24 protein-coding genes and 2 tRNA genes are annotated in these 22,956 nt (G+C 39.0%); 15 read left to right on the top strand and 11 right to left on the bottom strand.

Translation table 11 applies throughout. The features are described 5' to 3' along the window. Nucleotides 1-193: 193 nt before the first annotated feature. Genes rpsF through rplI form a run of 3 tightly spaced genes read left to right on the top strand, consistent with a single transcriptional unit; the run spans nucleotide 194 to nucleotide 1,268 of the window. Nucleotides 194-550 carry a 30S ribosomal protein S6 gene (rpsF, locus tag ASG14_RS12305; protein ID WP_056871348.1) on the top strand — a complete coding sequence of 119 codons (357 nt, stop codon included), beginning with the start codon at nucleotides 194-196 and terminating at the stop codon, nucleotides 548-550. After that, nucleotides 550-813, top strand: a complete 264-nt coding sequence (gene rpsR / locus ASG14_RS12300) for a 30S ribosomal protein S18 (protein ID WP_056093004.1) — start codon at nucleotides 550-552, stop codon at nucleotides 811-813. The genes rpsF and rpsR overlap by 1 nt, the downstream gene beginning before the upstream one ends. 11 nt (nucleotides 814-824) lie before the next feature. Beyond that, nucleotides 825-1,268, top strand: a complete 444-nt coding sequence (gene rplI, locus ASG14_RS12295) for a 50S ribosomal protein L9 (protein ID WP_056871347.1) — start codon at nucleotides 825-827, stop codon at nucleotides 1,266-1,268. Nucleotides 1,269-1,390: 122 nt separating this feature from the next. On the opposite strand, the gene ASG14_RS12290 is transcribed toward rplI, so the two are convergent. Further along, the gene (locus tag ASG14_RS12290) at nucleotides 1,391-2,095 is read right to left on the bottom strand and encodes an SDR family oxidoreductase (protein ID WP_056871346.1); all 705 of its coding nucleotides are present in this window, start codon (nucleotides 2,093-2,095) and stop codon (nucleotides 1,391-1,393) included. A gap of 125 nt (nucleotides 2,096-2,220) precedes the next feature. Here ASG14_RS12290 and mtgA point away from each other — a divergent pair, with 125 nt between their 5' ends. After that, nucleotides 2,221-2,949 (top strand): monofunctional biosynthetic peptidoglycan transglycosylase, encoded by a 729-nt coding sequence (mtgA, locus tag ASG14_RS12285; protein WP_056871345.1) that lies wholly within the window; start codon nucleotides 2,221-2,223, stop codon nucleotides 2,947-2,949. A gap of 78 nt (nucleotides 2,950-3,027) precedes the next feature. Here mtgA and ASG14_RS12280 read toward each other — a convergent pair whose 3' ends face one another. Both ASG14_RS12280 and ASG14_RS12275 read right to left on the bottom strand, forming a co-directional pair. Next, complete coding sequence (locus tag ASG14_RS12280) at nucleotides 3,028-5,445, bottom strand: AsmA-like C-terminal region-containing protein (RefSeq protein ID WP_056871344.1); 2,418 nt, start codon at nucleotides 5,443-5,445, stop codon at nucleotides 3,028-3,030. Between the two features lie 96 nt (nucleotides 5,446-5,541). Next, on the bottom strand, nucleotides 5,542-6,021 hold the full coding sequence (locus ASG14_RS12275; protein ID WP_056871343.1) for a hypothetical protein: 480 nt from the start codon (nucleotides 6,019-6,021) through the stop codon (nucleotides 5,542-5,544). Between the two features lie 51 nt (nucleotides 6,022-6,072). On the opposite strand from ASG14_RS12275, the gene ASG14_RS12270 reads away from it, so the two are divergent. Next, a complete protein-coding gene (locus tag ASG14_RS12270) occupies nucleotides 6,073-6,537 on the top strand; it encodes a hypothetical protein (protein ID WP_056871342.1) in 465 nt (154 codons plus the stop codon). Nucleotide 6,538: 1 nt separating this feature from the next. Here the strand turns inward: ASG14_RS12270 and ASG14_RS12265 are convergent, their stop codons facing one another. Together ASG14_RS12265 and ASG14_RS12260 are read right to left on the bottom strand one after the other, a co-directional pair. Further along, nucleotides 6,539-7,327 carry a (Fe-S)-binding protein gene (locus tag ASG14_RS12265; RefSeq protein WP_056871341.1) on the bottom strand — a complete coding sequence of 263 codons (789 nt, stop codon included), beginning with the start codon at nucleotides 7,325-7,327 and terminating at the stop codon, nucleotides 6,539-6,541. A 43-nt stretch (nucleotides 7,328-7,370) separates the two neighbouring features. Further along, nucleotides 7,371-8,666 (bottom strand): 4Fe-4S dicluster domain-containing protein, encoded by a 1,296-nt coding sequence (locus ASG14_RS12260; protein ID WP_056871340.1) that lies wholly within the window; start codon nucleotides 8,664-8,666, stop codon nucleotides 7,371-7,373. Nucleotides 8,667-8,895: 229 nt separating this feature from the next. On the opposite strand from ASG14_RS12260, the gene ASG14_RS12255 reads away from it, so the two are divergent. Both ASG14_RS12255 and ASG14_RS12250 read left to right on the top strand, forming a co-directional pair. Continuing rightward, a tRNA-Phe gene (locus ASG14_RS12255) sits at nucleotides 8,896-8,968 on the top strand. 114 nt (nucleotides 8,969-9,082) lie between these two features. After that, nucleotides 9,083-9,155 (top strand) — tRNA-Phe (locus tag ASG14_RS12250). A gap of 52 nt (nucleotides 9,156-9,207) precedes the next feature. Here the strand turns inward: ASG14_RS12250 and ASG14_RS12245 are convergent. Then, a complete protein-coding gene (locus ASG14_RS12245) occupies nucleotides 9,208-9,630 on the bottom strand; it encodes an SRPBCC domain-containing protein (protein ID WP_056871339.1) in 423 nt (140 codons plus the stop codon). Nucleotides 9,631-10,281: 651 nt separating this feature from the next. Here ASG14_RS12245 and ASG14_RS12240 point away from each other — a divergent pair. Next, on the top strand, nucleotides 10,282-11,877 hold the full coding sequence (locus ASG14_RS12240) for a S41 family peptidase (RefSeq protein WP_056871338.1): 1,596 nt from the start codon (nucleotides 10,282-10,284) through the stop codon (nucleotides 11,875-11,877). A gap of 40 nt (nucleotides 11,878-11,917) precedes the next feature. On the opposite strand, the gene ASG14_RS12235 is transcribed toward ASG14_RS12240, so the two are convergent. The 3 genes from ASG14_RS12235 to ASG14_RS12225 form a co-directional block, all read right to left on the bottom strand. Then, nucleotides 11,918-12,517, bottom strand: a complete 600-nt coding sequence (locus tag ASG14_RS12235) for a hypothetical protein (protein WP_056871337.1) — start codon at nucleotides 12,515-12,517, stop codon at nucleotides 11,918-11,920. A gap of 66 nt (nucleotides 12,518-12,583) precedes the next feature. Next, complete coding sequence (locus tag ASG14_RS12230; RefSeq protein ID WP_056871336.1) at nucleotides 12,584-12,859, bottom strand: hypothetical protein; 276 nt, start codon at nucleotides 12,857-12,859, stop codon at nucleotides 12,584-12,586. Between the two features lie 77 nt (nucleotides 12,860-12,936). After that, complete coding sequence (locus ASG14_RS12225) at nucleotides 12,937-13,578, bottom strand: DUF47 domain-containing protein (protein ID WP_056871335.1); 642 nt, start codon at nucleotides 13,576-13,578, stop codon at nucleotides 12,937-12,939. An 84-nt stretch (nucleotides 13,579-13,662) separates the two neighbouring features. On the opposite strand from ASG14_RS12225, the gene ASG14_RS12220 reads away from it, so the two are divergent. The 6 genes from ASG14_RS12220 (at nucleotide 13,663) to ASG14_RS12195 (ending at nucleotide 20,824) form a co-directional block, all read left to right on the top strand. Next, complete coding sequence (locus ASG14_RS12220) at nucleotides 13,663-14,145, top strand: GNAT family N-acetyltransferase (RefSeq protein ID WP_056871334.1); 483 nt, start codon at nucleotides 13,663-13,665, stop codon at nucleotides 14,143-14,145. A 103-nt stretch (nucleotides 14,146-14,248) separates the two neighbouring features. Beyond that, the gene (locus ASG14_RS12215) at nucleotides 14,249-15,247 is read left to right on the top strand and encodes a sensor histidine kinase (protein WP_162238732.1); all 999 of its coding nucleotides are present in this window, start codon (nucleotides 14,249-14,251) and stop codon (nucleotides 15,245-15,247) included. Then, the gene (locus ASG14_RS12210) at nucleotides 15,244-15,957 is read left to right on the top strand and encodes a LytTR family DNA-binding domain-containing protein (RefSeq protein WP_056871332.1); all 714 of its coding nucleotides are present in this window, start codon (nucleotides 15,244-15,246) and stop codon (nucleotides 15,955-15,957) included. The genes ASG14_RS12215 and ASG14_RS12210 overlap by 4 nt, the downstream gene beginning before the upstream one ends. Nucleotides 15,958-16,065: 108 nt before the next feature. Next, on the top strand, nucleotides 16,066-16,530 hold the full coding sequence (locus ASG14_RS12205; RefSeq protein WP_056871331.1) for a nucleoside triphosphate pyrophosphohydrolase family protein: 465 nt from the start codon (nucleotides 16,066-16,068) through the stop codon (nucleotides 16,528-16,530). Between the two features lie 19 nt (nucleotides 16,531-16,549). Next, on the top strand, nucleotides 16,550-17,410 hold the full coding sequence (locus tag ASG14_RS12200; protein WP_056871330.1) for an alpha/beta hydrolase: 861 nt from the start codon (nucleotides 16,550-16,552) through the stop codon (nucleotides 17,408-17,410). Nucleotides 17,411-17,446: 36 nt separating this feature from the next. Continuing rightward, entirely contained in the window at nucleotides 17,447-20,824 is a 3,378-nt protein-coding gene (locus ASG14_RS12195; protein WP_056871329.1) for a DEAD/DEAH box helicase, read from the top strand. 26 nt (nucleotides 20,825-20,850) lie between these two features. Here the strand turns inward: ASG14_RS12195 and ASG14_RS12190 are convergent, their stop codons facing one another. Continuing rightward, nucleotides 20,851-21,642: an NAD(P)-binding domain-containing protein gene (locus ASG14_RS12190; protein ID WP_056871328.1), complete on the bottom strand. Its 792-nt coding sequence runs from the start codon at nucleotides 21,640-21,642 to the stop codon at nucleotides 20,851-20,853. Between the two features lie 159 nt (nucleotides 21,643-21,801). Further along, complete coding sequence (locus ASG14_RS12185; RefSeq protein ID WP_056871327.1) at nucleotides 21,802-22,383, bottom strand: thymidine kinase; 582 nt, start codon at nucleotides 22,381-22,383, stop codon at nucleotides 21,802-21,804. A 310-nt stretch (nucleotides 22,384-22,693) separates the two neighbouring features. Here ASG14_RS12185 and ASG14_RS20700 point away from each other — a divergent pair, with 310 nt between their 5' ends. Then, nucleotides 22,694-22,924, top strand: coding sequence for a PLDc N-terminal domain-containing protein (locus ASG14_RS20700; RefSeq protein ID WP_056871326.1), 231 nt, complete (start codon nucleotides 22,694-22,696; stop codon nucleotides 22,922-22,924). Nucleotides 22,925-22,956 lie beyond the last annotated feature (32 nt).

Raw genomic sequence — 22,956 nt, 5'->3', positions numbered from 1 at the left:
ATTTGGCTGTCTGAAAAGACGGCCTTTTTTATGGTGTTTTTTGCCGGTGACGTGCAACCATCAATCTGTTTGATTTTAAGCAGATTACCCTGCTTGTTTTTTCTAATTAAAGCTTTGATTTAAAGAAAAGTATTATTACTTTTGCAACCCCGTAATATACCTCGGGATTAAAAAAAAATTAAATTATATAACAATGAATCAGTACGAAACTGTTATCGTTCTAACCCCGTTGTTATCAGAAGAAGTTGCGAAAGAGGCTTTAGCCAAATTCAAAGCTGTTCTTACTGATGGCGGTGCCGAAATTGTCCATGAAGACAATTGGGGTTTGAGAAAATTAGCGTATCCGATCGCTAAAAAATCTAACGGATTTTTCAATTTAACCGAGTATAGTGCTCCGGGCGACTTGATTGCTAAATTAGAATTACAATTAAAACGTGATGAGCGTGTGCTTCGTTTTTTAACCATCAGGTTAGATAAACATGCGGTTGCTTATAACGCTAAAAAACGCAGCGGTGCGTTCAACAAAAAAACTAAGGAGGTTGCAGCGTAATGGCGAGAGAACAAATACAATACGTTACTGCCCCTAAAGTAGAGGATAACCGTAAAAAATATTGCCGTTTCAGAAAAAACGGTATTAAATACATTGATTACAAAGACGCAAACTTTTTGTTAAAATTCATTAACGATCAAGGTAAGTTATTACCACGCCGTTTAACTGGTACTTCGTTAAAATTTCAACGTAAAGTGGCTCAAGCCGTTAAACGTGCCCGTCACATCGGTTTGTTACCATTCGTTGCTGACCAATTAAAATAGGAGGATTTGATATGGAAATTATTTTAAAACAAGATATTAAATCATTAGGCGAGAAAGACGATATCGTTACGGTAAAACCAGGTTATGGTCGTAACTATTTAATTCCGCAAGGATTTGCATCTTTAGCTACATCTTCTGCAAAGAAAGTTTTGGCTGAAAATTTAAAGCAAGCTGCTTTTAAACAAGATAAAATTAAGAAAGATGCTGAAGGTATCGCTGAGCGTTTAACTGATGTTAAACTATCTATCGGTGCTAAAGCTGGCGAAAGCGGAAAAATATTTGGTGCAGTTAACACTATCCAAATTGCTGAGGCATTAAAAGCACAAGGCTTTGATGTTGACCGCCGTCGTATTACTTTCGAAACTGAGCCTAAATTTGTTGGCGAATATATCGCTAACTTAAACTTACACAAAGAAGTTAAAGTTCAGGTTCCTTTTGAAGTAATTGCTGAATAAGCATTCTTTAACGCATAAAAAAGTCCTTTCAGTTTCTGAAAGGACTTTTTTTTTGATTACCATTGATGAAGGACAGAAAATAACTCCACCATCACCAGGCGACAAAATAACCAGCTACAAACTTATCCTTTCGGTGTTGTAGGCCTGATTTCAACTTTACTTGGCAAGGTTCTCGCAGGCATTGCAAGCAAATCCACAACCAGTTTACCCATATCTTCGGGCTGTATTTTCCATGCATCTGCTTCAGCATCCGGATTATGATCATTAAAATGACTGGCTACCGAACCTGGCATAATGGTACTAACTTTTACACCATACTTTCTCAAATCGAGCATTACAGATTGCGAAAAGCCTGTTAAGCCAAATTTACTCGCATTATATGCCGAGCCGCCAGCAAAGAAGTTCGTTCCGGCTAAGCTACATATGGTGATTATTGTTCCCTGTGTCTTCTTAATTGCTTCAACAGATGCCTTAATTCCATAAAATACGCCAGTTAAATTGGTATCGATGATTTCGTTCCAGTGGTCAATTTCCAGTTCATCAATAGGGGCAAAATAGCCAACACCCGCATTTGCAATCAGTACATCCAGTTGCCCCCACTTTTCAATAATCAAATTTACTGCTGCCTGCTGCGAAGCGAAATTTTTAACATCGGCTTCGATGGCTAAAACGTCGCCGTGTTCTACCAAAGTGGCCGCCGCTTGATTTGCCGAATCTATCGTTCTGCTGGTAATGGCAACTTTATAACCGTTTTTTAACAGTGCTTCGGCAATACCGAAACCAATTCCTTTACTTCCTCCTGTTACAAGGGCTACTTTTACGCTCATAATTTATGCTTTTTGTTTTAACGTTCGAAAGGCAAATATGTTTAATAAGAAATGAAATAAGCCGGTGATTTTTATAATCGATATTTGCAATTAATAAGCGCTTAAGTTTTTATTAACTTTGCCAAATGGCGAAAAAACGAAATCCAGGCGCTAAAGCAAAGGCGAAAAACCCATTAATTAAAAAGATAACCGATATCGCTACCAAGGTGTTTATATACTTTTTGTTGGTATCTATTTTTTGGGTAATTGCATTACGATTTATAAACCCACCAATTACTTTACTTATGGTTTTGCGTAACATTGAACGCAAAGCGGATGGGAAGCCTTTTAAAACTGAGAAAACCTGGATTAAATTTGAAAACATTTCCGATAATATGAAACGGGCCGCTGTATCGGCAGAAGATCAATTGTTTTTACAACACATTGGCTTCGATTTTAAATCAATTGAAAAAGCCTTTGCAAGCAATGCAAAAGGGAAAAAGGTAAAAGGAGGGAGCACCATTTCTCAGCAAACGGCGAAGAATGTTTTTTTGTGGCCAGGGCGTTCCTGGATCCGTAAAGGTTTTGAGGCCTATTTTACCTTGCTTATTGAAATGTTCTGGAGCAAAGAACGGATTCTCGAAGTTTACCTTAATGTAATTGAAATGGGCGACGGAATTTATGGTGCAGAAGCTGCGGCACAGGCATATTATGGTAAATCGTGCACCAGGCTTACCCGCAATCAGGCGGCATTAATTGCTTCCTGTTTTCCAAATCCAAGGAGGTGGACGCCCAAAAATGCAACCCCGTATATCAGGCACAGGCAGTACCTTATCTTAAAAAATATGAGAAGACTTGGCCCTCTGGATTTTTAACAGGTTAGAAGCTGCCTGGTCCAAAAAGCTGTATTGGTTAATCTACTTGTAACAAGGCTTGCATTCCGGTTTTTAAAACTAATCATGTTCCTTATTCCACCTGACTTTTAACTCGCCATTTTCGTCAAAGGCCTTGAGGTGTAACACAATGCCACGCATTCGGGCCGCTCTCTTCTGAGTTCTATCCAGGTTTTCATCCCCTTTGGGATTTCGCAGGGGAATATCCATTTCAATATTGGTTCCTGTGGTAATGCCATAAATGCCTTTAACATTTAGGTTTAAAACGCTCGAATTTATTTGCATCGGACTAATTTCAATCTTGTCGCCCCTAATGTTTAGGATTCCATCGAGGTTATTTATCCTGATATCAGAGAGATTCCGGTTTGCAAAAGCCAGTTTCCCAACTTTTTCTAATGGTTCAAAGTTTGTTAGGGCAGCTTTATTCAGGTTGAAAACTACTTTGCCGTTTATCGAACGTGGCATGATTTTACCATTATGGGCTATCCTTCCGGAAATATTTACCAGCGATGATAAATAGCCTTTTAAATTTTTACTGGTGATGCTTTTCTGACCGAAGTTATCGAACGAATAGAAAAAATCGGAAACGCTAACATGACTAATCTTTGAGTTAATTTTAAAACTGTTCGATGCCGCTTCCTGTATTATGTTTCCATTAAGCGATAACAAACCTCCCGCATGAGCGACGCTGATTTTATTCAGGTAAATCCCTTCTCCACGAAGCGAGATATCTGCATCGAGGTTTTTGGCGGTAAATTTATCATAGATTGCCTTCCCTACGGTTAGGCGAATGTTCATTTTAGACACCTCCAGAACATTGCTAAGTTCTTTTGAAGCAGTCTTCATAGAATTAGTGGATTTTGATTTTTTCTTAGCCGTTCGCGGTCCTAAAAATGGAAGGAATTCATTTAGGTAAAGCTGCGGACTATTCATTTTCAAATTAACCAGAATTTTATCTGGATCGGTATAATACAGATTCGCGAAGTTTGCAATGCTACAATCTACATTTAGTTCGCTTTTACCAAGTTGGAAATGTCCGTTCCGGATCGATAAATCGTTCTGGTTAAAATTAATATTCAAGGCACTTTTCACCAAATGGAGCGAGCGTGGTATATAGAGTATATCAGCATCAGCAATCTGAATCTTACCGGAAACGACAGGCTTGGTAAAAAGAAAATTATCAATATCTGCCTTACAATACAAACGAAGGTTGGCCGTACCGTTTTTAAATTCGAAATCGTTTGTACCTAAGGAATTATTCAGGTTAGACAGTGGAAACTGAGACGTTACCAGGCCCGTTGCTATTGGCCTCGATAAGTTGTTTACGGTAAATGTGTCGATTTTTAGTGGTGCATTGAAATATTTCGCGGTAAGTCTGTGAAATTTTATAGATGAGTTTTCATCACCAATTACCCCGCCAACCGTATCCTGATTGGTGAAAGAACCATCGAAATTTGCTTCTGTTAATTTTCCCGCCGGGATGCTAACCACGTTATCTCTAACTTTTATGCCAACTTTAATCAATGGATCGCCGTATTTGCCCGAGCCATCATCAATTATATTTCCCCTGATATCGACAGGCTTCTCAATGCCAAACTTTAAAAGTTTCGAAGAAATGTTGGGCGATAGGAGCAAAGCCACCTCTTTAAATAGAATCTGATCTACAGCGATACTAATGTTGAAACCAGCTTTTGCCAGGTCGATCTTCGCACCAATTTTAAAAGGATGTTCTCCAATATTTAATACCTCTGGGTCTAAAATTACCGCATCCTCTGCTTTGCTGTAATGCGCAGAAAGGGTTCCTTCGAGCAATTTATCTTTTAAGAAACTACCTTTTTTTGTGTTGAAGGCGAAGCTGTTAACCATGGTTTTCAGCTTTATCCTGCCGGTCCAGCCGCTATCGGGATATTTTAGACGCCCCTGAATCTGGTCGATATTAAAATTGAAAAGTTTAAATCGCTTTTGGTTATCTACAATCAGGTTTACTTTATTAAAATCGATTTTCTTAACTGCAAAATCTGAAGAACTTTTCGCGTCAGGTTTTTTTTCGACCTTTTCTTTACTTTTAAAGATACTGGTATTGCTATAACCTGTTGAATCTGTATAAAGATAAATAGAGGCGTTATTTAGCGTAATCTGGTTAATGTTAACGGAGCCAAAGATGAGTGATAAAACATTCAATGATACATCGATGTCTTCCGCTTTAAGCAGATCATGTTTATGTCTCGACCATAAACTGTCTCGTAGTAATACATCTTTCAACGAAACAGAAACCCCTGGAAAGCCTTTGAGTAGGGTCGGCTCCATGCTGTTTGCCGTGATTTCGCCATTTAAATTTTTATTTAGCTGCGAAAGGATAGAACCCAGGATTTCTTTTTTATTTCGGCTGATGTAAAATGCACCGGCCAGCCAGGTTAAAATAACCAGAACGAAAAGCGTAACAATTACTTTTAAAGATATTTTCAACCAGCGTGCCATAGAGTCGTTTATATCTGGTAATATAAAGTTTTTTTCTAAGCAATTTTGTTTTGCCGGTGGTAATTATTCAGAGCTAAAAAGGGTAAGTTGTATTTTCTATAATAAGTGTGCAAAAACGGTTGAGTGCCAGCTGTTTTTCAGAGGTACTTCCCATTTCGTTTCCAACTCATTTAGGGTTTGAACCATGTTATTAAACACAATAGTTTCAGGCGTAATGTTCTTTATGTTTACAAGTGTTTCGAAATCTTCCTTGCCCTGAACATGAACTTCATCAGCAATTTTGTAAGCAATGTTAAATCGGTTAAACAAATCAACATTGTAGGTTTGTTCAACATCTTTAATAATCCTTACCGAACTATCAATTGAGCAACCCGTAACATTTGCCTGGCTTTCATCAACTGTTAAAATAATAAAATAACCATATCTGATTTCCGCTTTTGCCATTAGTTCGTTTCCATGCGCCTTCCATTGGCCTGTAAAAGCTTCCAGTTTTGCTAAAATTTCAGCTTCTTCAGCAGAAGTGAATTTTCTATTGCTTTGGTATATCCAAACCCGTGATTGTGGAGAAAAAATCATACTACAAATTTATCATTTTAATTAACTTGGAATCATCAAAATGCCATCCCCATGAAAAAGTTTACATTCTGCTTGAAATTGCTGCTCATTCCTGCCTTGTGCCTGCTTTTAAGCGCTTTTTCAACCAAAGATTCTCTTGAGGAATATGTCATTTATCTTCAAAAAAGTTTAACAACGCATTATGATGCCAGCCAGGAAATCAGCCTTGTAAAAAGGTACGAACTAAATGTTACCAACAATGGTTTTTGCCGATATAAACGTTTTTTTAATAACGGAAAAATAGAATATTTCGCCTTTAAGCTGGCAAAATTTAAAGATTTGGATTATTACGGAACAACCACTTCCGGTCGGCTCGTTTTAAGAACCAGAAGTGATGATGTTATCGTTCAAACCTATAATGACAGAAGCGGGGATGTAGATTCTATGTCAACCTGTATCGTTGTCCCACTCAAAAATATAGAAGCTGAGGACTTAAACCGAATCAGGGATAATTTAACAAAAATTACAAATCCCTAGCTTACAATCCATTTGCTCTTACTGTAATTTCTGCAATATCCAGCACTTTCACTTCCTGCTCTTTATCTTTTAATTTAATGCCATCGCTTAGCATCGTCATACAAAACGGACAGCCAGCGGCAATAACCTGCGGATTTGTCTGCAGCGCTTCGTCAATGCGTTCAACGTTGATGTCTTTATTGCCTTTTTCCGGTTCTTTAAACATTTGTGCACCGCCGGCGCCACAACATAAGCCGTTGCTTTTGCAGCGTTTCATTTCTACCAGTTCGGCATCCAGCACCTCCAGCGCTTTTCTGGGCGCTTCATATATTCCATTTGCCCTGCCTAGATAACAAGGGTCGTGGTAGGTAATTTTGCGGCCTTTAAAACTCTCGCCGCCTTCTGCTTTTAGCTTGCCTTCGTTTATTAGATCCTGTATTAACTGTGTGTGGTGAATGACTTCATAACTGCCGCCCAAACCGGGGTATTCGTTTTTTATCGTATTGAAACAGTGCGGACAGCCGGTAACTATTTTTTTAATATTGTAGGCGTTTAATACCTCAATATTTGTCATCGCCTGCATCTGGAAAAGAAATTCGTTGCCAGCCCGTTTAGCAGGGTCGCCGGTACAACTTTCTTCTGTTCCTAAAACAGCATATTTTATGCCCACGTGATGTAAAATTTTGCAAATATCGCGGGTTATTTTCTGTGCTCTTTCATCGTAACTACCGGCGCAACCTACCCAAAATAAAATCTCGGGTTCTTCGCCAGCGGCCATTAACTCAGCCATTGTTGGCACTTTAAATTCCATATCCTTGTATCAAGTATTTTTATAAATAATTAAAGGCAATCACTTAGTTTCCCTCCGCCCAGTTTAAACGGTCGGCAGGAGAATATTTCCAGGGCGCCTGGTTATTTTCGATATTACCCATCATCGCGTTTATGCTTGCAGGGGCCTGAGATTCTTCCATAACAGCAAACTGGCGTAATTCCATAATAATCTGCAGCGGGTCTATATTTACCGGACAAGCTTCAACGCATGCGTTACAGCTTGTGCAGGCCCATATTTCTTCTCTGCTAATGTAATCATCCAGCAAGGATTTTCCATCCTGATAATCCTGTCCGTGTTTATCAATGTTTTTCCCAACTTCCGTAACCCGGTCGCGGGTATCCATCATAATTTTTCTCGGTGATAACAATTTTCCCGTAATATTTGCCGGACAAACCGATGTGCAACGCCCGCATTCTGTGCAGGTATAAGCATTCATCAGGTTAACCCAGTTTAAATCGGTTACGTCTTTTGCACCGAATTTCCCTGGCTCCGTTTCTGCCGGAACAAATGAAGGATCAAGCATTGCCTTTACCTCATTCGTTACAGATGCCATGTTTGTGAACGCTCCCTTTGGTTTAAGATTCGAAAAATAGGTATTTGGAAAAGCAAACAAGATGTGGAAATGTTTAGAATAAGGGAGGTAGTTTAAAAATGCCAGTATCCCTACAATGTGGAACCACCAGCAAGCTCGCTCCAGCGTTATTAAAGCGCTTTCTGAATTCGGCAATATCCCCATAAAAAACTGACTAACAGGGAAAGAACCCGCACTCACATAATGACTGGCGCCTAAAGTTTGAAGTTTCGCATCGGCAGCATTCATCAGTAAGAAGGCAGTCATCAGTAAAATTTCCGTAATCAGGATGTAATTTGCATCTGACTTAGGCCAGCTCGTCATTTCCACGCCTCTAAAGCGTTTGAGTTTTAAAACATGTCTCCTGATTAAAAATATTACGCAAGAAAGCCATACGGTTAACGCAAGAATTTCAAACGAGCCGATTAGAAAGTTATATAAACCACCTAAACCGTGAAAAATCCGGTGTGTGCCGAAGAGTCCATCGATCATAATCTCCAACACCTCAATGTTAATGATAACAAAGCCCACGTAAACAAAAAAGTGTAAAAAAGCCGGTATCGGGCGTACAACCATCTTCGACTGACCAAAAGCAACACGTAACATCGTCATTAGCCGTTTTTGAGGCTGGTCGCTTCGATCTATGTCTTTACCCAACCGGATATTACGGATAATTTTCCGAAAGTTAACCGTAAACAGCCCCACAGCCGCTAACGTAAGTAGGAGAAAAAGAATTTGACTTACCATGTAGTTTAGGATTGTAGCGCTAAATTAAGGTATTTAATTTAAATAAATTACTATGCATGCATAAAAAAATGCCTAAAAAATATAGTTTGTATCGATTCTAAAGATCGAAGGCTTCGCTTTAAAAAATGTAGCAAAATTTAATTAATTGATAATGAGGTACTGAAAGGCTTTTTTTAAAAAAAATTTTGCTTTTGAAAAAAGAACACTACATTTGCAATCCCAAACGGGAGGTGCCATAGCTCAGTCGGTAGAGCAAAGGACTGAAAATCCTTGTGTCCCTGGTTCGAATCCAGGTGGCACCACTTCCAAAAGCCTTTCAATTTTGAAAGGCTTTTTGGTTTAACTACAACGAATGATTTTTAAATCCATTCTTGTATTTGAAAAAAAGAATATTACATTTGCAATCCTTAACAGGAGGTGCCATAGCTCAGTCGGTAGAGCAAAGGACTGAAAATCCTTGTGTCCCTGGTTCGAATCCAGGTGGCACCACTTCCTAAAAAGCCTTTCAGAAATGAAAGGCTTTCTTTTTGATATCAGCTTACTACTCTGCAAGTTCTGCAACTTTTTCAAGCGCCGCGGGCCAGGTTTTTTCCATATAATCAACCCAGTCTTTGCTGATTTGGAGATCAATTGTGAGCAGTGTCTTACCCTCCACGGTTTCCAAAGTGTAGTTTTCAAATGCTTCACCCCAATCTTTATTCAGGTCTTCTTTTCCATCTTTAAATTCGCCAAGATGCTTAATCGAAATAAACTGGTTCGGTATGTTTTCTTCGATCCTCGAAACCATTCCATGCCCTTTTCCATCAGAAAAGTAGGCTTTACTACCTTTTTTCCAATCCGTTTCAACTGTCGAACCCGCTGCAAATACTGCGGTCCATAGGGGATAAGTACTTACGCCCAAAAGAACCTCCCAAACTTTTTCAGCAGAAGCGTTAATTTCTTTTTTAAATTTTAGCTTTTCCATAATAATTTCTGTGTTTCCCAATCAAATATCCTTAAAAACATAAAGAAATTGGAGGGGCAAAGGCGACAAGTTTCGGGTTTTGGGGCAAGGCTGTAAAGTTTTAATTTTTAAACAAACGTTTGATTAAGCCTTTAAAGCCATTATCTCCTTCTTATGTAAGTGGTGGCGGTATCTAAATCTTCGAGATTGCCTGCTACTTCGACTTTATGGAGCTTTTCATCTACTTTATTAACTGCGCTACCTTAATTTGGCTATTTTTATTTCAGTAATCAGCCGAGGGTTTATGGTATTATCAGTTCATATTTTGAAAAGATACAAATCCAAAGGTTGAGCAAAACAGATCCGCTCTTTTATAAAGGAAGCAAGTAAAAAAAATTTAACATCAAAATATACGCCTATTAAAACATTTCAGTTGGTAGAAGGACTGAATCCCTCTGTAACGCCATCCCAAGTTGCAGCAAAAGCCTTTCAGCAATGAAAGGTTTTTTTGTATACCGTCATTTTTCTTTGGTTTACCGATAGCCTTAACTCAAATTCGATATTTGTTGTTACATTAGTTTATGTATATCGTAAAAATTTGCTTCGAGCGAACTTTTAGTGCTGATTTGACGTATATATAATACAGAACACCTTTCTTGATGATCAATTCCTATGAAAAAAAATATTGTTAACTCGATCTGCCTCATTTCGATGGCATGCCTTTCGATATTCACATCGTGTAAAAAAAGTTCGCCTGTCCCCGATGTAGTTGTTCCGCCAACAACACCTTCGGTAACAGGAACGAGGGATGAACTAACAAAGGATTCGATATTTCTGTATTCTAAAGAACTTTATTATTGGAATACCTCTTTGCCAACATACGAAAACTTTAAACCACGTTCTTACAGTTCTAATGAGACTGAATTGTTTGCGATTACCCAATTCTCGACCGACCCCGCAACCGGTAAGCCCTATGAGTATGTGAGTGCAACCTCTACCACGCCAAAATATTCTTTTTTCGATTATGGCACCGCAGGCAAAAAAGCATCGCTGAAAGCAGATGTGAATGGCACTGAAAATGATTATGGTTTTTCAGTTATGTACAATACTACAACCGATTTAAGAGTTAAATATGTTTACCCGAATTCGCCTGCAAGCCAGCAGGGGTTAACCAGGGGTTGCAAAATAACGGCAGTAAACGGGCGGATGAGCTTAACCTATACAACGAGTAATATTTCTTTTCTAAATGATGCCCTTTTCGGCACCAATGCTTCTGTAACCTTAACCTTTATCGATTTAACCGGCGCCACAAAATCGGCTACCGTAACCCGGGCAACTTATACAGTAAATCCAATACTGTATACAAACGTGTATACTGCAGGTACGAAAAAAGTGGGTTATATTGTTTTCAATAGTTTTACAAACAATGCTTCGGCAGCAATAAGCTCAGCATTTAACGGCTTTGCGAGTCAGGGTGTTACAGAAGTTGTGGTTGATTTAAGGTATAACGGCGGAGGTTTTGTAAGCACCGCGACACAGATAATCAACATTCTTACTCCGATGGCACAAAACGGAAATACCATGTTTTCTACCTATTACAATACTTATCTGCAAAACTTAACCACTGCACAGCGTAAAGCTTCTATCTTGGCCAATCAGCCTTTGTTGGATGATGCGGGAAAAGTTCAAACCTATACAAGCGGTGTAAACGGTAAGTACGCAACTTATGCAGATTTAGATTACTCGGCAAACTCATCAGATAACGTTGAAAAATTTGCAAAATCAGGCTCCCTAAATTTAAACCGGGTCTATTTTATTGTTACAAGTTCTACAGCCTCGGCAAGTGAGTTAACGGTTAACAGTTTAAAACCTGTTATGGATGTAAAGTTAATCGGCACAACTACCTACGGTAAGCCTGTAGGGTTTTTCCCAATAAAGATTGATAAGGTGGATATGTACATTCCTGAGTTTGAAACGAAAAATCAGGCTGGAACAGGCGGTTACTACTCGGGCTTAACAGTTGATAAAGAGGCTTTCGAAGATTTAACTAAGGGTTGGGGCGATGAAAGTGAAACACTTTTGGCTTATGCATTACTCTATGCGAGAACAGGAAGTTTCGTAACCTCGCCAGCTAAAACTGGCAGCTTAAGTGCACAATCTACAACCATGCCCGCCAGATTATCAGTTTCAGAAATTAAGCTGGTTGCAGACCAGCTGGATCAGAATAGTTTTAAAGGGATGATTTACGAACCCCACAGAAAGTTCTAGACAACAAAAAGGCCCCGATTTTATAATCGGGGCCTTTTGTTTACAACAATATTTTGCTGCTAATGTCTTTGTTAATGGTGATGTATCCTGGATATTTCACCGGCGTATTGCCAATCATTATTGTTGGTTTAATTTTAATGGTGAGCAAGCCCAGCTTTTCATCGCTTTTAGAACCTTTCTGAGCGGCTTTAATAATATCGTTGAGCACATTTCCATTCGATATAAGGCCATAAATATTGCTGCCCATCTGTACAGGAACGGTTACGGTTTGCCCTTGGGGGATGCTAACGGCCTGGTTTACGATACCTTCAGCTAAATCAGTATTGTTTACCAGTATTTTGTATTCGAACTGATTAATTGCAGCAAGGTCTGCCGATGGATTGGTTATTTCTAAATTAAGGTTGGCCCGCAGCGGAATGTCTTTTCTTAACAAACCTAATGCTACTCCGGGTAAACTTGCCAGGTTAAAATCCTGCTGATTTATAAGTCGCCCTAAATCAGAACCCGCTAAAGTAATCTGGTTAACGTTTTTTATTTTATACGTACAGGCTTCCAGCGCCTTAATTTGCTGCGCCTGCTTGTTGATGCCGCAACCAAATATAGAAATGGTTAACAAGCAAAACATTAGTGTCTTTTTCATGTGTATCATAACGCCAAAATATGAAAACTATTTCAGTTGCAGGCTTTTTTACAAACCGCTTAATCGTTATGGCGCTACGGTTTCAATTTCATCGGCGTCGTCACCGGCGTCCTGTTTTGGCTTTTCGTCACTGCCCGGCGTACCTGCTTCAGCTTTTGCATCACTTTTATCCTCAGCAGCATCGGCAGAACTGTTTTCTTCAGCAGCCTGTTCCTTTGTGGTTGTACTTGCGCTGTCTTCTGTTGACGGAATTATTGTTTCAACCAAAGACTGAGCATCTTCAGTTGGCTCTGGGTCTGGGTTCGAATTCGAAATCTGCGGTTTAATATCTTTATTTTCCATAATGGTCTTTTAATAATAAAACCATAAGTAGGCTTTTTGTTTGCTGAATTTTTGCGAAAAGCATTTCAGCATTCTAATTATGCGTTTTTAAGAAATATGGTTTCAATAACATTTGCCAAATCATCACATTTATCAGTTGTTTTTTCCAGTTGTGCCAGTATTTCCGACTGCCTGATGAGCGATATTGCATCAATTTCTTTGTCGAAAAGCAATGAAATTGCCTGTTCGTAAAGTCGGTCGGCTTTGCTTTCCAACTGACCCACCTCCACGCAAACGTTTATAATTAACTGTTTATTTTTAAAATGCTTTAATTCTTTTATCGCTGTACAAAGCTGACTGCACATTTTAGCTATAATTTCTGCAAGTTTCAACATTGCAACATTTGAGGTATCCAGCTGATAAAGTTCCATGTTTAAAGTCGTTCCTAAAATGTCATCCGCAATGTCATCAATCGAAGTTGCAAGTGCATGTACATCCTGTTTATCAAAAGGAACAATAAAACTTTTGTTTAGTTCGGCGTAAATGGTATCCGTGGCCTGGTCGCCGGTAAGTTCAAGCGATTTTATTTCTTTAGCGATTTTTACCTTTTCGGCCGGTTCCACCGAGCGTATAAATGTGATGAAGCTTTCTGAAATTTTAACCAGGTTTTCTGCACTTTGTTCAAACAGCGGCTGGAAAGTTTTATCTTTCGGTATAAATAAACTAAATATCTGATTCATGTTTCCTTTAAAATATTAGTAAATGTACCTTTGGTATATTAACAGAACATCAAGCGTTTATTATGATCTCGAATTAAAAAGAACATGGGTATAAGTTTTCGTAAAATAGAAGAAAGAGACAACAAGGAATTAGCAGATTTAATCAGGGTAATTTTCAGGGAATTTAAAATAGATAAACCTGGCACGGTGTACACCGATCCAACAACAGACCATTTATCGGAAGTGTTTAAACGCGAAGGTTCTGTTTACTGGCTGGCAGAGGAAAATGGCATTTTATTGGGCGGTTGTGGTATTTTCCCAACCGAAGGCCTGCCTGAGGGATGTGTAGAGCTCGTTAAATTTTATGTATCTGCCGCGGCCCGTGGCAAAGGCGTTGGTAAAGCGCTGATGCAAAAAAGCATAGAATCTGCCCAGCACTTTGGTTATAACGAAATATACCTTGAGTCTTTCCCAGAACTTGAAACGGCAGTTAGTATGTACGAAAAAATTGGTTTCAAAAAGCTGAATGCACCACTTGGAAATTCGGGTCACTTCGCCTGCAACGTTTGGATGCTATTGGTTTTATAGCTGCCTGGTATGCTGAAAATCCCATTGGGATAATTTTTAAGGTAGTTGAGATAACAAATTAGATGGAATTTAAAGCTTTGCAGAGTTTTACAGCATGAAACAAATGAAAACAATACTAATCCACATCATCTGCTGGGTGCTCGTATTGGCTTATCTCTACGGCGAGGTACTTATTAAGGGCGTAACCTTAAGGCAATCTGCATTTGATATTTCGATGAACTTTATTCAGATTCTAGAATTTTACATCTGTTATCTGCTTATATATCCCTTTTTTTTAAAACGTGATAAAATCTTGCAGCTGATTGGTTCACTTTTACTTACGATCGCCTTTTTCATCGCTTCGAGGTACCTCATTGAGCAGGTTTTGTATTTTGAATGGTTTGGGATGAAAAATTATTCTGATGATACGAAGGCTTCAAAGTATATATCGGATAACATTTATTACAGCATTTCTTTTCTGGTTATACCTGCAGCGATATACAGCGTTCAGCAAAATTTTAAAACAGAAAAAGCCAACCAGAAACTAAAAGCTGAAGTTGTAAAGTCAGAACTGGCATTTTTGAAATCGCAGATAAACCCTCATTTTTTATACAACACTTTAAATTACGTATATTCACTTGCTATTCCTGTTTCCGATAAACTTGCGAATGCGGTGCTTCGCTTGTCTGATTTAATGCGTTATACGCTGAACGAAAGTCCGGATGGAATGGTAAACCTCGACAAGGAAGTTGCTTATTTAGAGGGTTATATCGAACTTTTCAAAATGCGTTTCGAACCAAACTTTCATGTTGATTTTACTTCGCTAGGGGTAAGTCAGCAAAAAATTGCTGCGCTGGTATTGATTCCGTTTGTTGAAAACGCATTTAAGCATGGCGTACTAAACGACCAGGCCCAGCCGGTTCGTATACGGTTGAAGGTTCAAAATAAAAGACTGAGCTTCGAAGTGAGCAATAAAATAAGCCATGCACAAAAGGATCATTCGAGTGGTGTGGGTTTGGCTAACGTACACAGGCGGCTTGATTTAATTTACCCTGATAAGCACGATTTACTGGTTTCGAACAACGGAAATACTTATAAAACAACCTTAATTTTAAATTTATGATTCGCTGTTTAGCTGTTGATGATGAGGCTTACGCTTCAGACATTATCGCCGCATTCATTAATAAAACACCTTTTTTAGAACTGGTTGCAACCACCACGAATGCCTTTGAAGCCTTGGGCATGGTGCAGGAAGGGAAAATAGATCTGGTGTTTCTCGACATCCAAATGCCTGAATTAACAGGAATTCAGTTTCTGAAAATTTGTGGCGATAAATGTAAAGTTATTTTAACTACAGCTTATCCCGAATATGCGCTGGATGGTTTTGACCTAAACGTTGTAGATTACCTGCTAAAGCCGATTTCGTATGAACGGTTTTATCAGGCTGCCCAAAAAGCCCGTCAGATTATTTCGCCAACACCAATTGAGGCTGCACCTCTATCAACTTCTGTAAGTGATTTTATTTTTATAAAAGGAGATACCAAAAACAAGTTCATCAAGGTTAATTATAACGAAATTTTATACATTGAAGGCCTGAAGAACTATGTTTCTGTCTACACGGCCACTCAGCGGATTATTACCTATCAGTCTTTGCGGGAGCTGGAAACGCAATTACCACATCCGCCGTTTTACCGGGTTCATAAATCGTACATTATTTCCCTCGAAAAAATTAAAACGATAGATGGGAACGCACTTTTCATTGCCGACCAATCCATTCCCATTGGTGATACCTACAAGGAAGATTTTTTTAAAATCGTGCGGGAAAGACGCTAAATTACCCGGGCGATAGGGGTAAAGTGAAAGGGTAGGATGTTCATAAATTGTCGGTAAATTTTAGCCCGATTTTTTTAAGTTTGCTGAGAATTTAAATCAAACAAATTTATGCAAGAGCCCAATTCGCTAACCCAGGTTGCAGCGTTTCACACCACTTTTAAACATCCAATTTTGGATGCGCCGGTTATTCCATCTAAACAGCGGGCTAACCTTCGTATTTCGTTACTGGCAGAAGAGTTGAAAGAGTTGCAGGAGGCTGTAGAAAACGATGATTTAGTAGAAGTGGCCGATGCGCTTTGCGATTTGCAGTATGTTTTGGCTGGTGCCATTCACGAGTTTGGTTTAGGCGCTAAGTTTAAAACCTTGTTTGATGAAGTTCATCGTTCGAACATGAGTAAGGCTTGCAAAACCGTTGCTGAAGCAGAACAGACGATTCGGTTTTACCTTGATAAAGATGGTACTGAAGCTTACCATAAAGAAGTTGATGGATTGTTTCTGGTTTTCAGAAAAGGCGACGATAAGACCCTTAAATCGGTTAATTATTCGCCGGCGGATTTGAAAAGTTTACTTTAATTTAAAACATCAGAAAATTTTGAAGAGACTTAAGGGAATTGTTAATGAGCTTAAAATCTCAGCAGAAAATCAGCACCGCGATGCTGAAAAATTAATACGCGAATTTATTTTTTACTCACCCAAAATGCCTTTGCGTTTGCATCAGGAAACGCTTTTGGCCGAATCGACAAGGTTTAGCTTAAAGGTTTTCGATGCTTATTTTACGCGAGAAGAGCTCGGATTTAATTGCTTTAGCTGGGGAAGCGGGGCTACAAAAGTCCTGCTTACACATGGCTGGGCCTCGAAAGCGGCAGATTTTTACGAACTGATTGTAGAACTCCGGAAGATTGACAGCCTGGAAATTATCGCTTTTGATGCGCCGGGAAATGGTAGCTCCAATTCTGAATTTTCTAACCTGATGCTTTATGCAGATGCAATAAAATCAATTGCAGAAAACTATGCCACACCGGATATCCTTATTGGTCATTCGCTTGGCGGTATGGCAAACGTAATTGCAATTCAGGAAATACCATTGAAACCTAATCTGTTAATCAGTATTGCACCTTTAATAAGGCTGAAGGAGAATTTTGAGCAAAGCATGGATTCGGTAAATATCGGCAGGTTGGCGCAAGCCCATTTCTTTAAAAACTTTAGTAAGGAATTTCCGGTTAACGCGGAGCATTTCAATCTTACCGGTTTATACACACTCGAAGCAGATTTTAATCACTTTTTAGCCTACGATGCGGAAGACCACATTTCTCCATATCCTTTTTTAGCCGGTTTTTTAGCTGAAAATGAAGGTATAAAATCGAAAGCTTACCCAGGTGCCGGCCATTATAAAATTCTTAAATCGACAGATGTTATCGCCGATATTGTAGCGCTTATAAATTCATCACTTTAAAAAATCCTTTATCTAATTTCTTGTTATATTGTGCTGATGGATGGAGAAAAATCGAACTTAGCTTCTCAAACGGGCAATCCTTTCGATTACCTTTTGAAGGAATTTAATCTGAAGGATCTGAGCAATATTTTTATTTTAAGGCATTTAAGCAATCAAATTCACACTGATACCAAAGACTTCTTTAAACTCCATCCAACGCAAATTGAAATAAATTTTGCCGCCTTCACGCATCCCTCAGCGTCGCAAGCCTTTCCCCTGGTTCAGGTTCAGCAAACTGAAAACGCCGTTAAATTATCGTGTCGCTGCGATGCCCTCAAAAATAAGCTTTGTGAGCATCAGGCGCAGGTTTTATACAACATTTTGCAGCGTCAGGAATTACAGATTTTCTTTGACGCTAACTTAAGGCGACAAAAACTAACCAAAATAGCTGCGGATTACGGTTTGGAAAACGAAAAAAATCTGGAAGAGCTTTTTAAAATTAAATTAGAACATGATGTGCTTAACATCGCACCGAAACTAGCCGCCTTGCAGGCCTTTAATACGGAAGCCCGGCAACAGCTTCAGTCTGCCTTACTCCCGGCTAAAAAAACTGTCTCGATCTCAAATGCTGAAGGCACGCCACTCTTGCTCGTGCTGGGTAACCACCGCTATTACGGGCAGCTCAATATCGAGTTGTTCGAGGCTGCACTTACTAAAACCGGGAAAGTTAAAAACCCGATGAAAGTGGTTAACCCTGCAGATTATCTCTTCAAAACAGAAGACAGTGCAGTGCTGAAGTTTTATAGCGGAATTGCGAGGTTTCAAAATAACTATACAACGGAAAATGTTGCCGCTGAAATTGAGGCATTAAAATCGGTAGTGAAAAACCCCAGGAAAATGCCGGTTTTCCTGCACGATAATAAACTGCATTCCAACATTCAGCCTTCATCAATTCTACCTGTCGATTTGCAGCTACTTGATGGTGATTTACATTTATCTGTGAACCAAAAAGACGATTTTTTCGAAATTAACGGCCGTTTACAGATAAACGGAAATGCCTATTCCCTCGATAATCTTGTTATTAGGTATAACTATTTTGTGCAACTGAAAAACCAGCTTTACCTTTTAGCTAATGCAGATTTGGTTAAGGTGATAGGCTTTTTTGTAAAGCAAAGCAATCGCCTTGTTATTCACAAAAGCAAATATCCGGAGTTTCAAAAAAACATACTTATTCAGTTAGAAAACAATATCAAGGTAGATTATTCCTTCCTTAAACCGGCAACGCAGGGGCAAATTGAGGAAAAGGGCTTCGATCTGGAATTGGAAAAACTGGTTTACCTGTCAGAATCTGAAGATTTTATTCTGATTACTCCGGTTATGCGTTATGGTAACCTGGAAATTCCGGTGCTTTCCAAAAAGACAATTCAATCGCAGGATAAGTTCGGTAATCTTTTTACCGTGAAGCGTGATGAAGAGGTCGAGTTGCAATTTATTGCTGAAATATTAAGGCAACATCCTTTCTTTTACGATCAGGAAACGAACGATTCGTATTACCTCCACCGCAAAAGATTTTTGGAAGAACTTTGGTTTTTAGATGCTTTTGAGGCATGGCGAAGCAAAGAAATTCATATTTTAGGTTTCAACCAGCTCAAAAACAACAAGCTTAATGGTTACAAAGCTGCAATTAATATCGAAGTTTTAAGCGGAACAGACTGGTTTGAAACCAAAGTAAAGCTGAAGTTTGGTACGCAAAATGTGGCGCTAAAGCACCTGCACAAATCGATTAGAAATAAAAGCAAATTTGTAACGCTCGATGATGGAACTCAGGGCATTTTGCCTGAAGAATGGATTAGAAAGTTTACGGGTTATTTCAGCGCAGGTGAAATTGTTGAGGACACTTTGCTTACCCCAAAAATAAAGTTTGCAGTAATAAACGATTTGTATGAAGATGCTTTGCTTGAAGGCCATGTTAAAAATGAGCTTAGCAGTTTTAAACAGAAGTTTGACGGAGCAGATTTAGCCACTGATATTGAAATACCTCAAGAACTTAATGCTACGCTGCGTGAATACCAGAAAGACGGTTTAAACCGCCTAAATTTTCTGGATGATTTTAACTTTGGTTCCATCCTGGCCGATGATATGGGATTGGGCAAAACCATTCAGATTATTGCCTTTATTTTAACGCAACGAAAAAAAGTCGTACAGAATACAAATCTAATTGTTGTGCCGGCATCGTTAATTTTTAACTGGAAAACGGAAGTCGAAAAATTTGCGCCATCTGTTAAGGTGAAAACCATTTACGGAACCGACAGGACAAAAAAATCCTATAATTTTGACAATTATGAAATTGTTCTCACATCTTACGGCACACTACTTTCTGATATTCGTTTCCTGAAAGATTATCGCTTCAATTATATTTTTCTGGATGAGTCGCAAAACATAAAGAACCCCGAATCGCAGCGGTATAAAACGGTGCGCATGTTGCAATCCAGAAATAAAGTGGCCATTACGGGAACGCCCGTAGAAAATAATACGTTTGATTTGTATGGACAACTTTCATTCGCTTGTCCGGGTTTGTTTGGTAGTAAACAACAGTTTGCAGATTTATACTCTACCCCGATTGATCAGTTTAAAGACAGCAAACGGGCGGCTGAATTGCAGAAAAAGATTCGGCCTTTTATTTTAAGAAGAACTAAAGAAGAGGTTGCCAAAGAACTACCGGATAAAACTGAGGTAATACTTTATTGTGAAATGGGAGCGGAGCAACGTGAAGTTTATGAGGCAAATAAAAAGGAAATTCAGGATTATATTCTAGGGAAAACTGAAGATGAGTTGCCTAAAAGTTCGATGCATGTGTTAAAAAGTATAACCCGCCTAAGGCAGATTTGCAACTCTGCAGCCCTGCTTGCCGATGGGAAGTCCTATTTACAGGCATCATCAAAGATTGATGTGCTTATAGAACAGCTTCAGGTTAAGGCCGCAAACCATAAAATTTTAGTTTTCTCGCAATTTGTAACCATGCTCGATTTAATCAAAAAAGCGCTGGAGCTTAAAGGCATTAAGTATGAATATTTAACCGGGCAGACTAAAAAGCGGCAGGAAGTTGTGCAATCATTCCAGAATACCGACGTTCCGGTTTTTTTAATCAGTTTAAAGGCCGGTGGAACGGGTTTAAATTTAACCGAAGCAGATTATGTTTACCTCGTTGACCCTTGGTGGAACCCTGCGGTAGAAAACCAGGCCATTGACCGGGCGTATCGCATTGGCCAACATAAAAATGTAATGGCCGTTCGCCTGATTTGCCCGGATACGATTGAGGAAAAAATTATGAAACTGCAGGCAGTGAAAAAAGATCTGGTTAAAGATTTAATTCAGAACGAAAACGGCTTGTTTAAAAACCTAAGCAGGCAGGAATTATTGGGCTTGTTGAGTTAATTATTTTTCGCGGAGGAAATCGGCACTTAAAGCTTAATTTCAAAGGCATAACCCAAAAACTCCGGAACATTTATACTCTCTACTATCTTCCAGCTCGCTTTTTCAGCAACAAATTCCGGGCTCTGCAAGCCACTATCGAGTGCTGCTTTGGTATAAAATTCCTGCTTCGATGGATGTGTTGGTGCACAAGCATTGTAAATTCTCCCAAAAGCCTGCTTGTCTAAAATAGAAATCGCTATGCCTACAGCGTCCGTTTGATGAATGAGGTTTACTGGCGCCAAGCCGTTAGGCACATTGGTTTTGCCGGCAAAAAAGCGACCAGGATTGCGCTCCGGGCCGATTAATCCCGCAAAGCGGATAATGGTATAATTTTGAGGGTATTTTATTTTAAAAACTTCTTCCGCATCTGCTACTACACCGCCAGAAGCTGTATCAGGCCTGGTCGATGTATTTTCGTTCACGGTTTTATTCTCGTCGCCATACACACTTGTCGAGCTAATTAACACAATGTTTGCACTTCTATTTTCAGCACTTTCTAAAATCGATTTGATTTTGAAAGGATAGCTTTCCAGTTCGGCTGAATTTCTTTTAGGCGGTATGCAGATAAAGAGTACATCAGCATCAAAGAAATCGTCGTTGCCAACAATTTTCTCCCCGGTAAAATTTATAAGAAATGGTTTTACTTTAGCTTCTGCCAACAAAAGAATTTTTTCCGGAGTTGTTGTCGACCCTTTAACATTATAGCCATTTTCGATTAATTTCTTGGCAAGTGCAAAACCGAACCAACCACAACCGAGAATAGAAATGTTTTTTTTCATGATTTTATGCTTTAGCGGATAAGCTTAAAGGTTTCGCAACCGATAGCAAAAATATTTAAAATGAGCAATAACAGTGAATCGTCAAATAGCGACTGCGAATCAGCAAAGCACTTTAACCAACGAGCTAATGACTATTGAACCACTGCAAGATAAACGGACTTAGCCTTTATCGATATTGTAGCACGCCCTACACCGCGGCTCATAGCTTTCTTTCTCGCCCAAAAGTACAGTCGATTCATCAGCAACGGTTCGGTAACTAAATAAAGCAGGGTTACCACAGCAAACGCAAACCGCATTAACCTTGGTTACATGTTCTGCAATGGCCATTAATGCCGGCATTGGTCCAAAAGGCTTACCGGTAAAATCCATATCCAACCCTGCTACAATCACCCTGATACCTTTCATTGCAAGTTTATTGCATACTTCTGGCAGTTCGTTATCAAAAAACTGAGCTTCATCAATGCCAACAACCTGTGTATTTGCGCCTAATAAAAGTATGGCCGATGCGTTATCCACCGGTGTAGAATTTATGGAATTTAAATCGTGCGACACTACAGCACTTTCATGGTAACGGGTATCCGTGCGAGGTTTAAAAATCTCAACATTTAACTTTGCAATCTGAGCTCTTTTTAACCTGCGAATAAGTTCCTCTGTTTTTCCAGAAAACATAGAGCCACATACAACTTCTATACTTCCTGAAAATTCACCTCTTCTCCTAAAATTTTGTTCGCTGAATAACATGCTCAATCCTTTACTTTCTCTGTCGTATGATAATTTTTAAACTGAACAAATATCATATTAATTTACTGAAGTGGCCCGGTTGTAACTTCAATTATTTCGAATGACAAAGAGTGACAAGCATTTAACTTTAGATATATGCAAATCTATGCTCTTTTTAAATTCAAAGTGTTAGCCAAAGATAGTAAAATATGAGCTGAGCATTAAAAAAAACCATCGCCAAAATGCAGCGGCTTATACTATAAAGAACCTAAAATTTTCATTAACTTCCCGTGTAGAATAAATCTCTTTTCATACAACTACATTTGTTTACATGGCGTTGAGCGGTAATTTAAAATTCATTATGGGAATTGAAGAGTTGTTTTTGTTATTTTTAGGCATAATTGTCCCAGTCTGGGCGATAGTCGATATGTTTACCAATCTGCCCTTGAGGTATAACAAAACCATGTGGATTTTGCTGGTTATATTTCTTCGATTGCTTGGCCCTATTATATACTTGGTTTTCACCCGATTTTTTACCAAACCAAAATCACGGGAAATTTGATGTTCGTTATCTCTCCAAGCTGTTTTATTTTG

The sequence above is a fragment of the Pedobacter sp. Leaf194 genome (genome assembly GCF_001423945.1).
In the GTDB taxonomy this organism is placed as follows: Bacteria; Bacteroidota; Bacteroidia; order Sphingobacteriales; family Sphingobacteriaceae; genus Pedobacter.
Note: the sequence above shows the minus strand (reverse complement) of the source record. Positions and strands in the feature narration are given on the sequence as shown.

Bases quoted from the DNA above. Each gene is read 5' to 3' on its own strand.
- rpsF (WP_056871348.1), top strand. From the start codon at position 194: ATGAATCAGTACGAAACTGTTATCGTTCTAACCCCGTTGTTATCAGAA.
- rpsR (WP_056093004.1), top strand. From the start codon at position 550: ATGGCGAGAGAACAAATACAATACGTTACTGCCCCTAAAGTAGAGGAT.
- rplI (WP_056871347.1), top strand. From the start codon at position 825: ATGGAAATTATTTTAAAACAAGATATTAAATCATTAGGCGAGAAAGAC.
- ASG14_RS12290 (WP_056871346.1), bottom strand. From the start codon at position 2,095: ATGAGCGTAAAAGTAGCCCTTGTAACAGGAGGAAGTAAAGGAATTGGT.
- mtgA (WP_056871345.1), top strand. From the start codon at position 2,221: ATGGCGAAAAAACGAAATCCAGGCGCTAAAGCAAAGGCGAAAAACCCA.
- ASG14_RS12280 (WP_056871344.1), bottom strand. From the start codon at position 5,445: ATGGCACGCTGGTTGAAAATATCTTTAAAAGTAATTGTTACGCTTTTC.
- ASG14_RS12275 (WP_056871343.1), bottom strand. From the start codon at position 6,021: ATGATTTTTTCTCCACAATCACGGGTTTGGATATACCAAAGCAATAGA.
- ASG14_RS12270 (WP_056871342.1), top strand. From the start codon at position 6,073: ATGAAAAAGTTTACATTCTGCTTGAAATTGCTGCTCATTCCTGCCTTG.
- ASG14_RS12265 (WP_056871341.1), bottom strand. From the start codon at position 7,327: ATGGAATTTAAAGTGCCAACAATGGCTGAGTTAATGGCCGCTGGCGAA.
- ASG14_RS12260 (WP_056871340.1), bottom strand. From the start codon at position 8,666: ATGGTAAGTCAAATTCTTTTTCTCCTACTTACGTTAGCGGCTGTGGGG.
- ASG14_RS12245 (WP_056871339.1), bottom strand. From the start codon at position 9,630: ATGGAAAAGCTAAAATTTAAAAAAGAAATTAACGCTTCTGCTGAAAAA.
- ASG14_RS12240 (WP_056871338.1), top strand. From the start codon at position 10,282: ATGAAAAAAAATATTGTTAACTCGATCTGCCTCATTTCGATGGCATGC.
- ASG14_RS12235 (WP_056871337.1), bottom strand. From the start codon at position 12,517: ATGAAAAAGACACTAATGTTTTGCTTGTTAACCATTTCTATATTTGGT.
- ASG14_RS12230 (WP_056871336.1), bottom strand. From the start codon at position 12,859: ATGGAAAATAAAGATATTAAACCGCAGATTTCGAATTCGAACCCAGAC.
- ASG14_RS12225 (WP_056871335.1), bottom strand. From the start codon at position 13,578: ATGAATCAGATATTTAGTTTATTTATACCGAAAGATAAAACTTTCCAG.
- ASG14_RS12220 (WP_056871334.1), top strand. From the start codon at position 13,663: ATGGGTATAAGTTTTCGTAAAATAGAAGAAAGAGACAACAAGGAATTA.
- ASG14_RS12215 (WP_162238732.1), top strand. From the start codon at position 14,249: ATGAAAACAATACTAATCCACATCATCTGCTGGGTGCTCGTATTGGCT.
- ASG14_RS12210 (WP_056871332.1), top strand. From the start codon at position 15,244: ATGATTCGCTGTTTAGCTGTTGATGATGAGGCTTACGCTTCAGACATT.
- ASG14_RS12205 (WP_056871331.1), top strand. From the start codon at position 16,066: ATGCAAGAGCCCAATTCGCTAACCCAGGTTGCAGCGTTTCACACCACT.
- ASG14_RS12195 (WP_056871329.1), top strand. From the start codon at position 17,447: ATGGATGGAGAAAAATCGAACTTAGCTTCTCAAACGGGCAATCCTTTC.
- ASG14_RS12190 (WP_056871328.1), bottom strand. From the start codon at position 21,642: ATGAAAAAAAACATTTCTATTCTCGGTTGTGGTTGGTTCGGTTTTGCA.
- ASG14_RS12185 (WP_056871327.1), bottom strand. From the start codon at position 22,383: ATGTTATTCAGCGAACAAAATTTTAGGAGAAGAGGTGAATTTTCAGGA.
- ASG14_RS20700 (WP_056871326.1), top strand. From the start codon at position 22,694: ATGGCGTTGAGCGGTAATTTAAAATTCATTATGGGAATTGAAGAGTTG.